14 protein-coding genes are annotated in these 13,828 nt (G+C 50.8%); 13 read left to right on the forward strand and 1 reads right to left on the reverse strand.

The annotated features are described in order from the left end of the window. The first annotated feature begins 11 nt into the window (after positions 1-11). The 13 genes from tsaE (at position 12) to AC0YNW_RS18235 (ending at position 11,818) form a co-directional block, all read left to right on the forward strand. A complete protein-coding gene (gene tsaE / locus AC0YNW_RS18175; protein ID WP_475833126.1) occupies positions 12-500 on the forward strand; it encodes a tRNA (adenosine(37)-N6)-threonylcarbamoyltransferase complex ATPase subunit type 1 TsaE in 489 nt (162 codons plus the stop codon). Further along, a complete protein-coding gene (gene tsaB, locus AC0YNW_RS18180) occupies positions 500-1,315 on the forward strand; it encodes a tRNA (adenosine(37)-N6)-threonylcarbamoyltransferase complex dimerization subunit type 1 TsaB (RefSeq protein ID WP_475833127.1) in 816 nt (271 codons plus the stop codon). The genes tsaE and tsaB overlap by 1 nt, the downstream gene beginning before the upstream one ends. Further along, the gene (gene rimI / locus AC0YNW_RS18185) at positions 1,312-1,806 is read left to right on the forward strand and encodes a ribosomal protein S18-alanine N-acetyltransferase (protein ID WP_475833128.1); all 495 of its coding nucleotides are present in this window, start codon (positions 1,312-1,314) and stop codon (positions 1,804-1,806) included. Before tsaB ends, rimI begins: the two co-directional genes overlap by 4 nt. Further along, positions 1,803-2,873, forward strand: coding sequence for a tRNA (adenosine(37)-N6)-threonylcarbamoyltransferase complex transferase subunit TsaD (tsaD, locus tag AC0YNW_RS18190; RefSeq protein WP_475833129.1), 1,071 nt, complete (start codon positions 1,803-1,805; stop codon positions 2,871-2,873). Before rimI ends, tsaD begins: the two co-directional genes overlap by 4 nt. 552 nt (positions 2,874-3,425) lie before the next feature. Next, positions 3,426-3,653 (forward strand): hypothetical protein, encoded by a 228-nt coding sequence (locus AC0YNW_RS18195; protein WP_475833130.1) that lies wholly within the window; start codon positions 3,426-3,428, stop codon positions 3,651-3,653. 99 nt (positions 3,654-3,752) lie between these two features. Then, positions 3,753-5,318: a 2-isopropylmalate synthase gene (locus AC0YNW_RS18200; protein ID WP_475833131.1), complete on the forward strand. Its 1,566-nt coding sequence runs from the start codon at positions 3,753-3,755 to the stop codon at positions 5,316-5,318. Positions 5,319-5,335: 17 nt separating this feature from the next. Continuing rightward, positions 5,336-6,151 carry a class I SAM-dependent methyltransferase gene (locus tag AC0YNW_RS18205; protein WP_475833132.1) on the forward strand — a complete coding sequence of 272 codons (816 nt, stop codon included), beginning with the start codon at positions 5,336-5,338 and terminating at the stop codon, positions 6,149-6,151. A 435-nt stretch (positions 6,152-6,586) separates the two neighbouring features. Further along, a complete protein-coding gene (locus AC0YNW_RS18210) occupies positions 6,587-7,330 on the forward strand; it encodes an ABC transporter ATP-binding protein (RefSeq protein WP_475833133.1) in 744 nt (247 codons plus the stop codon). Further along, positions 7,320-7,487, forward strand: coding sequence for a hypothetical protein (locus AC0YNW_RS18215; RefSeq protein WP_387471568.1), 168 nt, complete (start codon positions 7,320-7,322; stop codon positions 7,485-7,487). Before AC0YNW_RS18210 ends, AC0YNW_RS18215 begins: the two co-directional genes overlap by 11 nt. Before the next feature lie 39 nt (positions 7,488-7,526). After that, entirely contained in the window at positions 7,527-8,459 is a 933-nt protein-coding gene (locus AC0YNW_RS18220; protein WP_475833134.1) for a polyprenyl synthetase family protein, read from the forward strand. Between the two features lie 136 nt (positions 8,460-8,595). Then, positions 8,596-8,763, forward strand: coding sequence for a competence pheromone ComX (gene comX / locus AC0YNW_RS18225; protein WP_387471572.1), 168 nt, complete (start codon positions 8,596-8,598; stop codon positions 8,761-8,763). Positions 8,764-8,793: 30 nt separating this feature from the next. Beyond that, the gene (locus AC0YNW_RS18230) at positions 8,794-11,190 is read left to right on the forward strand and encodes an ATP-binding protein (RefSeq protein WP_475833135.1); all 2,397 of its coding nucleotides are present in this window, start codon (positions 8,794-8,796) and stop codon (positions 11,188-11,190) included. Then, positions 11,168-11,818: a response regulator transcription factor gene (locus tag AC0YNW_RS18235; protein WP_387471576.1), complete on the forward strand. Its 651-nt coding sequence runs from the start codon at positions 11,168-11,170 to the stop codon at positions 11,816-11,818. Before AC0YNW_RS18230 ends, AC0YNW_RS18235 begins: the two co-directional genes overlap by 23 nt. 59 nt (positions 11,819-11,877) lie before the next feature. On the opposite strand, the gene abc-f is transcribed toward AC0YNW_RS18235, so the two are convergent. Beyond that, the gene (gene abc-f / locus AC0YNW_RS18240; protein WP_475833136.1) at positions 11,878-13,812 is read right to left on the reverse strand and encodes a ribosomal protection-like ABC-F family protein; all 1,935 of its coding nucleotides are present in this window, start codon (positions 13,810-13,812) and stop codon (positions 11,878-11,880) included. Positions 13,813-13,828: the final 16 nt, after the last annotated feature.

Genomic DNA, 13,828 nt, shown 5'->3' on the forward strand with positions numbered 1-13,828 from the left:
GGGTGAATAAGATGGAGCAACGAATAACCTACGCCGAATGGCGAATTGGCAGCTTGCAGGAAACGGCGCAGCTTGCGGCCCTGCTGGCAGAGAAGGTGCTGCCGGGTACAGTCATCGCCTTGGACGGCGACCTTGGCGCCGGTAAGACGACGTTCTCTCAGGCGTTCGCCGCTGCAATTGGCGTGCCGGGCATTGTGAACAGCCCGACGTTTACCATTATTAAAGAATACGAGGGTGGTTCTATGCCCTTCTATCATATGGATGTCTATCGAATATCGGTGGAGGAAGCTGACGAGCTTGGACTGGACGATTATTTCTTCGGCTCGGGCGTAACACTGGTCGAGTGGGCGAATCTAATCGAGGAGCTGCTGCCTGCCAGCCGGCTGGAGCTGTATATCGAGCATGCGGGCGGAGAAGAGCGGCTTATTCGCGCGAAGGGCATCGGAGGACCTTATGCCGATTGGTGCGATGAATGGGACAAGATGGGAGCGACGACTTAATGGAACAGACGATACGCGGAACATTCCTTGCGCTGGACACTTCGACGGCTGCTATGGCAGCCGCCATAACGCGGGGCGGAGAGGTGCTGGCGGAGATTGAATCGCTTGCCGAGCGGAATCATTCCGTCCATGTCATTACGCATCTGAAGGATATGCTAAGGGACACTTGTATGCAACAGGAGCATCTCGATGCGATTATAGTGGGGAATGGTCCCGGTTCGTACACGGGGATGCGCATCGCGGTGACGGCAGCGAAGACGCTGGCTTGGACTTGGGAGAAGCCGCTTGTCGGCATCTCCAGTCTGGAGGCGATCGCTTTCGGAGCGCTGCATGCGGGACTCGGAATGGCTTATGGAGAGGCGCTTCCGACAGAGATGCAGGGCAAGCATTGGCTGCTGCCGATTATGGATGCCCGGCGCGGACAAGTATACAGTGCGGGCTTCTCGATGGATACGGAGGAAGGCTGGAGCCGCTGGCTGAACGACGGCGTTCGGATCATGCGAGACTGGACGGATGAATTGACGGCTGCGGCCGAAGCGGAGGCGAAATCCGGCCCATTGACGATTTGGCTGACCGGCGATTTGTCGCTGCACGGTGATTCTGCCACTTCTTTGCTAGAGCGATGCGCGGCTGCGGGTATTGAAGTGCGGCTGCTGCCCCATGTGCTTCGGGGAAGCGCGCTAGCCTATCTCGGCGCGCAGCGTTATGGAAGCGGACTGCTGGAGAATGTGCATAGCTTCACACCGAATTATACGCAGCTGACAGAGGCGGAAGTGAAGTGGAAGGCGAAGGAAGCGGAAGAGGCCAAGCGATGAGCATGGATCCGGACAAGCTGCTGTATCGGGCGATGGAGATGGCCGATATTCCGGCTATTATCGCCATTGAGCAGGAAGCTTTCACTAGCCCCTGGACGGCTGAGGCCTTCATGAACGAGCTGACCAATAATATGTTCGCCAAATACCTGATCATGGAGTATAGAGGTGAATTGCTTGGTTATGGCGGCATGTGGATCATTATGGACGAAGCGCATATTACCAATATTGCGGTGCGCTCTGATCTGCGTGGCAAGGGGCTCGGCCACTTGCTGCTGGAGCAGCTCCAGCGAACGGCGGTGTTCTATGGAGCGGCGCGCATGACGCTGGAGGTCCGGGTATCCAATGAGACGGCCCAGCATCTGTATCGCAAATTCGGGTTTCAGCCTGCGGGGGTCCGGCCTCGTTATTATTCCGATAACGACGAAGACGCGCTAATTATGTGGGCGGAGCTTGATGAGGAGCGGCTTAAGACGGGAGAGGAATCAAATTGAACATACAGCAAGAACATAATCACGCATCGGCAGCTTATGACGACTCGCTCATACTGGCTATTGAGACAAGCTGTGACGAGACATCCGCATCGGTCATACGAGGCGGCAAGCATATCCTGTCCAATATCGTCTCCAGCCAGATTGATGTGCATGAACGATTCGGCGGGGTTGTACCGGAGATTGCGTCCCGCAAGCATGTGGAGACGATTACACTCATCATGGAGCAAGCGGTACAAAAGTCCGGTCATAAGCTGGATGAGTTGACAGCAATCGCCGTGACGCAGGGTCCTGGGTTGGTCGGCGCTTTGCTGGTCGGAATTGTGGCTGCCAAGAGCTTGGCGCTGGCGCTGGATATACCGTTGATTGGCACACATCATATTGCGGGCCATATCTATGCCAATGCGCTTGTGCATGAGCTGGAATATCCATGCATGGCGCTTGTCGTCTCGGGAGGTCATACGGAGCTGGTCCTGTTGGAGAGCGAAGGTGAATTCCGCGTGATTGGCCGGACACGCGACGATGCGGTAGGGGAAGCTTACGACAAGGTAGCCCGAGCGCTCAAATTGCCGTATCCCGGCGGGCCGCATATTGACAGGCTCGCAGGCGAAGCTTCCGAGGCGATCACGCTGCCGCGGGCTTGGCTGGAGGCGGGTAGCTACGATTTCAGCTTCAGCGGGCTGAAATCGGCGGTACTGTCCGTCATTAATCAGGCTCGTATGAAAGGGCAAGAGCTGGATGAAGCGCTACTTGCCAGAGGATTCCAGGAATCCGTCATTGATGTGCTGGTGACCAAGGCACTCCGAGCCGTGGCTCAATATGAGACGAAGCAATTGCTGTTATGCGGAGGCGTTGCCGCCAATCGCGGATTACGGACGGAGCTGTCCAGGCGGTGCGAGGAAGCTGGCATACAGCTGCTTATTCCTCCTGGATCGCTATGTACGGATAACGCAGCGATGATCGGAGCAGCCGCGCATCTCAAGCTGACAAGAGGCCAATTCACGGAGCTGGACATGAAGGCCGATCCCGGACTTTCCCTGGAGGAATGGTCTGTTTCAGCGGGCGCGTGAATTATTTTTGCAGGAATAATCCGTTCTGAATTGACAGATAATTAGGGAATGGATATAATAAGCAACAATACTTCAATCACATATGGATGAAACGCTGGGAACAGGAACAGTAGAACCAATCGGGAATCAGAGAGCTGCGGGATGGTGCAACGCAGCCGAAGAAGGGTTCGAAGCTCACCTGGGAGCGGAGCGATGGAAAGAAGCAGCCGGAGTGCGAATAACGCATGATGGCGAGCTTGCGTACATGGCTACGGTTAACCTCCGTAACGGGGTACATAAGCATCGGCATCCGGAGCCGGTCTTATGACTAAGGTGGGCATGTCTCTCGTTGTGAATTCATAACGTGTGACAGTCAACAAGGGTGGTACCGCGCGGGTCATTATAGCCTGTCGTCTCTTGAATAGAGGCGACAGGCTTTTCTTGTTGTCTGGAAGATGCAAGTAGATGCAATGAACCATTAACCAACCATTTTCATAGCAGGAAACGCAATGAACAGGAGCAAGTAAAGTCAGAGCAGGAATATGAAGCATAGCTGCCTCGGATGAGGAGGCCATGCATCAAGCAGAGAGCTGCGGGATGGTGCGACGCAGCCGAATGCCTGACTTGAAACTCGCCTGGGAGCGGAACGGGGGAACAGCTCTTTCACCGGCATACGGTGAAGGAAGCCATTACTCCGTTACGGCTGGCCGTCGTCACTCGGCTCCAAGCGGGCAGTTGTCCACGAACGCATGCAGCATGCATCCTATGCAAGCGGCGTTCCGTAGCGATGCTGCCAAGTAGAGTGGTACCACGGCATATGCGAAGGCATGTCGTCTCTTCATCGAGACGGCATGCCTTTTTTGTTACCCAAAATCCAAAACCCATTAGGAGGATATACCCATGACGAACACAATGAAGAATGTACAAATTTTCGATACAACACTGAGAGACGGCGAACAATCCCCAGGCGCTTCCATTGCGCCGGAGAGGAAGATTATCATTGCCAGACAGCTGGCTAAGCTGGGCATTGATGTGATTGAGCCTGGATTCGCTGTATCCAGTCCGGGTGAGTTCGCTGCTGTGCAGCAAATTTCCCGAGAATTGCAAAATGTGGAGATTGCCGGCTTCGCACGCGCTGTCAAGGCGGATATCGATGCTGCGGTGCAGGCGACTCAAGATGCGGCGAAGCGCAGATTGCATCTGTTCATCTCTTCGTCGGACATCCACTTGAATCATCAGCTGCGCAAGTCGCGCGACGAGGTTGTTCAGATTGCGCGTGAGATGGTGGCCTACGGCAAGCAATTTGTCGATGAAATCGAATTCTCGGCGATGGATTCTACAAGATCGGGACGCGACTTCGTCATTCAGCTGGTGGAAGCCGTTATTGCTGAAGGGGCGACAGTTATCAATCTGCCGGATACGCTTGGCTATGCATTGCCCAATGAGATTATCGACCTGTTCCAAGCCGTTCGCCGGGAAGCCAGAGGCGGCGAGACGGTTCGCTACAGCGCCCACTGCCATAATGATCTGGGTCTGGCCGTAGCGAACAGCCTTGCGGCAATTCAAGGAGGAGCGACGCAAATCGAGGTTACCGTGAACGGCATCGGCGAGCGGGCAGGCAATTGCTCGCTGGAGGAGCTGGTTATGGCGATCGAGACGCGCAAGGACGCGGTGCAGGCGAAGACGAATGTGGATGTCAGCGAGATCTATGAGACATCGCGTCTTGTCAGCCGTACGATGAACTTCCCGATTGCGTACAACAAACCAATTGTCGGGCGTAATGCCTTCCAGCATGAGTCGGGCATCCATCAGGACGGCCTGCTGAAAAACCGCAATACGTATGAAATCATGGACCCGGAAGCGATGGGCATCTCCCGCAACATGATTATTCTGGGCAAGCATTCCGGCAGCCATGCCATTAAGCATCGTCTGGCTGAATTCGGCGTGGAAGTGACGGAGGAGCAATTCAAAAGCGTCTATAGCCGCTTCAAGGAAGTTGCGGATGGCCAGAAGATTGTCACGGATGATCAACTGATCCGAATTGCAGGCGAAATGACCAAGACGCAGCCTGATCCATTTGCGCTTGTCGACCTGCTTGTACATGCCGGAACGCAGCGTTCGCGAAGCGCAACGGTTACGATTCGCGAGAATGAACAAAATGCGGAGAAATCCTACATGGCAATGGGCGCGGGCCCTGTGGAAGCGGTCATTAATGCGATCGGTCAGGCAATTCCAGTATCGGTGGAATTCGAGGATCTGGAGCTGCATTCGCTGTCTACCGGCGAAGACGCGCATGGTGAAGCGGTCGTAAGCATTATCCACAATGGGACACGGTATCGCGGAACATCTGCGAACAAGGATATTATTCTGGCGGCGGCAGAAGCCTATATCTCGGCCTGCAACCAAGCGATTATGACCGCTGGAGCGCGGGGCAGAGCGAAGGAGAAACGTACGGCAAACGAATAAGCGGAGGCTGAAGGCCGATGGGAACGACAGTACGGGACTATTATGAAACATTTGATGAATGGGGGCGGCTCGATCGTGAGCCGCTTGAATTTTATGTCAACCTTCATTACTTACGGCGATATCTGCCGGCTGGCGGACATATTGCCGATATCGGCTCGGGCCCGGGCAAGTATGCCATTGAGCTTGCCAAGTCGGGGTATCGAGTAGGTCTGACGGATCTGATTCCGCGTTTTGTTGCGGAAGCACAGGAAAAGGCAAGTGCGGCAGGGGTAGATAGCCAATTCTCGGGCTTTCACATCAGCAACGCAACCACGCTGGATTGTTTTGCAGATGAATCATTTGATGCAGCCATAATGATGGGGCCTCTATATCATCTACAAGGACAGGAAGAGAGGATTCAGGCCATTCGGGAGCTGCGTCGTGTAACCAAGCCGGGCGGCATCGTAGGTGCGGCTTTTATGCCGCGAATCGCCTTTTTGCAGCAGTCGATCCGTAATCCCATGCAGTGGAAGCCGAATGATCGCATGGATGCGCTGATTGAATTCTCCCGGACGGGGGTATATAACCATAGTGATGCCGGAAGATTCACCGGTGTATATTTCGAGCAGATCGAACACATCATTCCCCAGATGGAGGGAGAGGGCTTCGAGACGTTGAATCTGGTCGGAACAGACTGCTTCGCATCCGCATTGGACCATCAGGCATACGAATATTGGCGAGGGCAGGGCGAAGAAACCTATCATCAACTGATGGAACTGATTATAGAATGGTCGATGGACCCGTCCATGCTTGGCAGTTCGACTCATCTTTTGTATATTGGACGGCGAAAATGATATTTTGGAGCAAAAAAGGCTGTGGATGAATGAATTGTGCACAAAGTTATCCACATACCTACAGAATAGTGTGAATAATTTAATAAATATGTGCAATAATGCGGGTTTACAATCGCTAAATAAATGATGCAAACGTGGATAGTTTTTTCACTTATACACTGTGGATAATGTGTATAACGTGGATAACGATCCACGTTCTTTATTGCGAAGAAACAAGGGAGCGCCAAAACGACATTTTTCGGATAACAGTTCGTTATATATTTCGACAGAATTAACTAACAATTTATTCACGTCTGTGGATAGATCTGTGCATAACTTTTTCGGGGTATTTCGGAACGCAATCGTTTTGCGTAAATTACGAGTGAGATTTTCGGTGAAATCACGTTATGAATGCGCTATCGTAGAATCAATAAAATAGTTACGGAGGCAGACCGAATGGATAAGCAAGCGATTATTCAGGTGGACACAGTCAGCAAGCACTATGGGACGAATAATGCGATCAAGCAAGTATCCTTTCAGGTAAAGAAGGGCGAGCTATTCGGTTTAATTGGCAAGAACGGGGCAGGCAAGACGACGCTGCTTGAGCTGTTATCCGGCAATCAGATTCTCGATGAAGGCGCATTAAACGTGATGGGCATCGATATGAGCACGGAATGGGACAAGCTGAAGGAGCATATCAATATATTTTCGCAAAGCACTTCGCTTGTGGATCGCCTTACTGTGCGGGAGGCCTTGGACATGTTTCAGGGGTTCTATCATCAGAAGAAGAACATTGAAGGTATTCTAAAGCAATTCGGACTTACACCGTATGAGGATAAAGTTGTAAGGCGGTTGTCTGGCGGACTTCGGCAACGAACGACACTCGCGATCGCCGTTGTGAATGATCCCTCGATCGTCTTTTTGGATGAACCGACGACTGGTTTGGATGCACAGGCGAAGAAGGAATATTGGGCGATACTGGCTTCACTTAAATTGCAGGGCAAGACCATCGTCATCGTATCGCATGATATGACCGAGATTCAGTACCATTGCGACCGTGTTGGTGTCATGAGGGAGGGGAGTTTAGTTGCTTGTGACAGCCCGACAAAATTGATTGCAGAACTTCCTGGTGGCGGATTGACCATGGAAGCTGTATATATGCATTACGCCGTAAGCAATGCAGGAGGTGTTGAAGTTTAAGTCCACGAATCTCGGCAAACGCGGCAACGATCCGGCCAATGAGCGCAAGAGCCTAGTGGAGAAACGAATGGAGATGATTGCACATCTCCTGATGAAGAGAAGCGAGGGGGGAATTAAGAAGCCGTCAATTAAGGATGAAACGATCCGGCATTCATAGTATAATTGGAATATTATTGCATGGATCGGAGGATGTACCGTGTCAATCGTGAAAGAGCAAGTCGGCTTTCGGATGAAGCAGTATGCCGCCCAGTGGTTTACTGCGCAGCCGCTGCTCGACTTCTCTTATTCCTTTATTGAAGAGAAGCTGGCAGAAACAATGATGTTCGGGGAGCTTGCCGTCATTCATTATCATATGTTCGTGGGCAAGGATGCCGATATTGACGGGGCTGCCGCTGCGGTCGAGCTCTTTATTCTGGCGTCCGATATTCTGGATGATCTGGAAGACGGAGATGCGCCATCGAAGCCATGGATGAAAGCTCCGCTCCCGGTTGCTCTGCACGTTGCCACGTCGCTGGTTACGCTATCTCAGCAGGCGCTGCTGCACAGCACGTCTGATCCGGTATTGCGCGGTGAATTGGCTGTGATGATGAATACGCAGCTGATCCAGTCTGCTAACGGGCAAATGATGGACTTGATGAACGATACTCTTACAGAAGAAGGCTACTTCCAGATGGTGAGAGGCAAGTCGGCATCGCTTCTCGTCATGGCTTGTATGGCGGGCGTATTGCTTGCCGGTCGACCATGGAATGAGACGGTTGCGGAATATGCGGCCGAGCTGGGTATATCCGCCCAGCTTCGGAATGATTGCAGAGATTTGCTGCGGTGGGACGAAAAAAGCGATTTTCTGAACCGCAAGCAGACGCTGCTTACGATGTATCTGCTTGAAGGACCCGATGAACAAGTCGGGTGGATAAGGGACTATTACAACGGCAGCGGAACGAAGCATGACGTAACCGGGAAAAAAGAATTATTTTTGCAGGCATGCGAGCAATCGGGTGTTGAATTATACGGTTCTGTCGTAAGCCGTATGCACTATAATCGGTTTCAAGAGCTTCTTGCGGAGCTGCAAGCGGATGCGTTTTGGAAGGACAAGCTCATGCAGAAACTGGCGGGAGGCCAGACGGCATAAGACTTTTCGACAATCGCGCAAAACCCATTTCGGTAAATACGAATGAGTTTTGCGTTGGCTAACCTATTAAATCTTGTTATAGTATAAATGTACTAGCTACATACTATAAGATTTAGTAGAGAGGCGGAGGAGTTCAATGTTGAAAGAAACAATTCGTCAACTGGTCAACAGCACAGAGAAGATGTCACTGGCTATGGGAGGACAGCTTCAGCTAGCAGGTGTTTCCGCAGCAGAACAAAAGGCTCTACTTAATGAGATGAACAACAAACAAGAAAAAAATGGATACGCATTCATCTGGAACTAAAGGACTAACTGGCTGAAAGGAAGAGGTTGTATGAAATCCACTTTGTTGAATCGCATCACTACAACCTTCTTCCTGGCGGTATTTATTGGACTCCTCTTATATCTGACCTTGGTTATTACAAGAGCGCCTTCTATTCGCGCCGTTCTCACCCACGATCCGGTTAATGGATATACGATCGAATCCATTGAACCGGAAGGGCAAGCCAAGATGACGGGGCTGCAGATTGGTGATCGGATTATAGAGGTCAATAACCGTCCTGCTGAAGAATTTCAGAATGTAACGAAATATTATTCATTGGAATACGCCGATAATGTCCTCATTGTAGATCGTGATCATACGACGAAGCTTGTCACGTTCTCCAAAGCATGGTCTGGAGACCATTCCACGTTAGAACTATTGCTTCAACTCTATATACCTGGAATATCCTTAATTATATTCTGTGCGTTTTCCGTCTTTCTCTACGTGAAAAGAAGGCATGACCCGGCTGTTATCATGCTTATTCTCTTTTTTTTATCTATAGGTCTTTCCTATTACAGCTCCTCCGCCTCGATATTGCGAGACCCGATAGGGATATCCATCATTTATGTCGTATTGCCTAATATACCGTTAATATTCATGAGCTTCATGAATATCTACTTGAAGCGGTTTGAGAATTATTTAATCGGGAATAAGACGCTGGCTGTGCTTTACGCAATTGTAGGGGCACAGAGTCTATTTAGCTTAATTTATATATGGACAAATTTGTTTTCGATAGAGGTATTTACGTATATTAAAGGTACTTATAGTGCCATTGTCTTAATGGGTAATTTGATATGCGCACTCAAGCTGATCGGGAAATTTATCAAGCATCGCCAGACAAAGCTGAAATCTCTGTTCACGATTACATTAACGTCGCATCTTGTAGCGTTCACGCCGTTTGCAACGCTTAACTTATTGCCGCAAATGTTCGGCGCTGGTCAAATTCTGCCTCCGGCGTTCACGGCGTTGTTTTTATTTATATTGCCTGTCGTCTACTTCTACTTGTCGACCTCGAACCAATTGTTCGATATCGATTTTATTTTGACGCGATTCAAATATTACACAGCGCTTTCGCTTATTCCTTCGATTGTGATCACGCTGTTGATTGCTGCTGTATTAATGGATAAACCGGACATTTATTGGACGAATTGGATCGGAATTTTCTTGGTAATCTTTATTGGTATAACCTTGTTCCTGTATGCGAAGGAACAGATCGACCAGCGCTTCCGCCCGAAGCTGTTCAAAGCGATGTATAGCTATCAGGACAGTCTGGACCGATTCTCCAGAAGCATTGCCCGCGTTATGAAGCAAGCTGATCTGGAGGCGGTATTGAAGCAAGAGATTGATTCGTTGCTTCCGGTAAGCCGCATTAAATTCCTTATTGTCGATCAGGCGGAACACGCCGTCTTCCCGATGGGGGATGACCATGAGGAGAGAGTGACTGCCGACTTCCTGCTCAGCGTGATGAATACGTTCAAGTTAGGCGAGCTGATCGATCTGCCGTACGGGCTGGGCCTTATTATTGGACGACAGCGTTCCCGGTACCATATCCTATGGATTGGTCTGAAGACTAACCACACCAGGTTCAACTCGGATGAGATTAGATGGCTGAAGACGATGGCGAATTACTCCAGCATCGTATTTGAGAATCTATATTTAATTGAAGGATTAATTGAGGATCTGGAGTCAGAAGTGCGCAAGGAGCATACGACATCGCCGTGGGTACTGCGCCTTCTCTTCTGCCTGTCGGAGAATGAGAGAAGGAAGCTTGCAGCGGATTTGCATGATTCGGCGCTGCAGGATCAGCTGTTATGGTACCGTAAGCTGGAATCTGTCATGATGGATCATCCGATCTCGGATAAGCTCGGCCGGGAGCTTGAAGATATCAAGGAAGGGCTGCTTGATGTCATTCATCAAATCAGGGAAACATGCAATGAGCTTCGTCCTCCGCTGCTGAAGGAAATGGGTGTAGTTGAAGCGGTAGAATCGATTATTGAGCATACCCAGATGAGGGTTAACTTTGAAGTACAGTTCCGCTCCAAGGCGATTCATGAACAAATGGATGAGGAGCAAATTACGGCCATCTACCGGATTGTGCAGGAGCTGCTGCGCAATGCGGACAAGCATGCCGGAGCCAAGCTCGTTCAGCTTGAACTGGAGCTGCGAGAGGGTACGATCTACTTCCGCTATCAGGATGATGGAGTCGGCCTGGATGTGAATTATATGGTAGAGACGTTTGAGCATATGGGCCTGTCTGGGATTAAAGAGCGTGTGGCTAGCCTTGAAGGAGACATCTCCTTCTATTCGGAACGCGGTAAAGGCCTCGAGGTCATTATTCTGATGCCGATCATTGTGTCGAGCGGACTTTCGGAGAGGGGTATATCGCGTGATTCGTATCTTATTAGTTGACGATCATCCATCGGTTGGCGAAGGAACCAAAACGATGATCGAGCAAGATAGCGACATGAAAGTAACGGTGGCGCTGTCGGCGCTGGAAGCACTGGATAAGGTTCATTCCGAACCTTTTGACATTATCTTATGCGATTTGAACATGCCGGGTATTAGTGGCCTGGAGCTAACCAAACGATTGATTCAGATTGACCCTGAACGGAAAGTCATCATATATTCCGGCTATGAAATCGGAACGCACTTCAACCTTCTGGTGGAGTCAGGCGTGTCCGGTTTTATCTCGAAGACGGCATCCAGGGATCAACTGCACAACTCCATTCGGTGCGCGCTTCGGGGAGAGGCGGTTATTCCGATACCGCTTCTCAAGCAACTCAGAAGGCATGAGGTTGCGATCTCGCGTTCGGAGCTGTCCATTGACGATGTGTCGATTAACGAGAAGGAAATGACGATCCTCCATGAAGTCGCGGCTGGCGTAAGCAACAAGGAGCTGGCTGCGATGCTGCATGTCAGCCAGCGGAACGTGGAATACCAGTTGACCAAAATCTTCGAAAAGCTGAATGTACGATCGCGGTCAGAGGCGATAAGAGAAGCAAAGCGATTGGGATTGATCAGCATGGAGCAATATTAATAGAAGAGATCATACGAAGGCGGCCTCATGAATCCATCATGAGGCCGCCTTTGGTCCAGCTACATATATTGTTCCCACTGCTCATAGGCAGCGGCTAGCTTCGTCTTCAGCTCGTCGATCTCAGCTTGGAGTTCTTGAATGCGAATATAATTATTGAACACTTCCGGATCGGTAAGCTGCTGTTCTAATTCACCAATCTTCTCTTCGAGAGTGGCGATCTCGGCTTCCAGCTGCTCTGCCTTGCGCTGACGGTTGCGCTCATCTCGCTTGGCTTGTTTCTCCGCTTCATATGAGGTTGCCGGTGCGCTATCGGCTGCTTCGCCAGACTTTTGGGTTTTGCTTCTGGCTGCGATCGCTTCGAGCCTTGCATCTTCAAGCTCGCGTTTCTTCTCCAACATTTCGTCATAATTTCCCAGGAAATGCTCGACGCCGTTCGGTCCTAGTTCGACAATGCGGTCGGACATTTTATTCAGGAAATAACGGTCATGGGAAATGAAGAAGAGCGTGCCTTCGTAATCCAGCAGAGCTGACTCCAGTACTTCCTTGCTGAACAGATCCAGGTGGTTCGTCGGCTCGTCCAGTACCAGCACATTGGCTTGAGCCAGCATCAGCTTGGCTAGCGAGACACGAGCTTTCTCTCCGCCGCTCAGTGACGATATACGCTTCAGCACGTCTTCGCCGCTGAACAGGAAGTTGCCTAATACGGTCCGAATCCGAGCTTCTTCCATATGTGGATATAAGCCCCATACTTCTTCCAGAATCGTATTTTGTCCGTTCAGTCTTGTATGTTCCTGATCATAGTAGCCTAGCTTGACATGCGAGCCGAATTGGATGGTGCCGGTTGAAGGCTCAAGCTGGCCGACAAGTGTCTTCAGCAGCGTAGACTTGCCGATTCCGTTAGGTCCAATTAAGGCAACCGTCTCGCCTCTTGTCAGGTTGAATCTGACGTTGCGAAACAGAGCTTCGTCCTTACCAGGGAAGGTTACCGACAGGTTATCGACGGTAAGAACGTCCTTACCGGTCATTCGTTCGATCTCGAATGAGAAGTGAGCCTTCTTCAGCTCGCCGGCAGGCCTGTCCATGCGGTCCATCTTCTCCAGCGCTTTGCGCCTGCTCTGGGCACGCTTGGTTGTGGAGGCTCTGACGATATTCCGCTGAATGAACTGCTCCATTCGCTCGATCTCTTCTTGCTGCTTCTCAAAATGTTTGAGATTAATTTCGTATTCGGCGGTCTTCAACTCCAGGTAGCGGCTGTAGTTGCCTGTATACCGCTTCGCGGAATGCCGTTCGATCTCAATGATGGTATCGACAAGCGCATCCAGGAAATAACGGTCATGAGAGACGACAACAATCGCGCCGGGATATCCGCGAAGATACGATTCCAACCATGTTAATGTCTCGATATCGAGATAGTTGGTAGGCTCGTCAAGCATAAGCAGATCAGGTGCTTGCAGCAGGATGCGAGCTAGCGCAAGGCGTGTCTTCTGTCCGCCGCTGAGCGTGGATATAGGCGTGTCGAGGTTAAATGTTCCAAACCCCATGCCGTGCAGCACGCTGTTGATCCGGGTGCTGATCTCGAAGCCTCCCTGCTCGCGAAACCAGTCGGAACGGCGCGCATAGCGGTCTAGCACGTCGGCATATTTTTTTTCATCGTTATGAAGATCCGGGTCAGCGATTTTGACTTCAAGCTCGCGCAATTCCTGTTCGGCCTCGATCAGATGGGCGAACACCGCGCGCATCTCTTCTATAATAGTGCGTTCAGACTGCAAGCCGCTATTCTGAGCGAGATAGCCGAGCCGCAGTTCCTTCGCCTTATGAATGTCGCCGGAATCGGCGGACATTTCTCCTGCAATGATTTTGAGCAGGGTGGACTTGCCCGCGCCGTTGACGCCAACAAGTCCGATGCGTTCCTTCTCCAAAACTTGCATCGATATATGTGATAATATGGCGGTTACGCCGTAGCTTTTGGAAATATTGGAAACTTGCAACAACATGATGAATCCTCCACTC

This window comes from Paenibacillus sp. J31R120, from assembly GCF_056269225.1.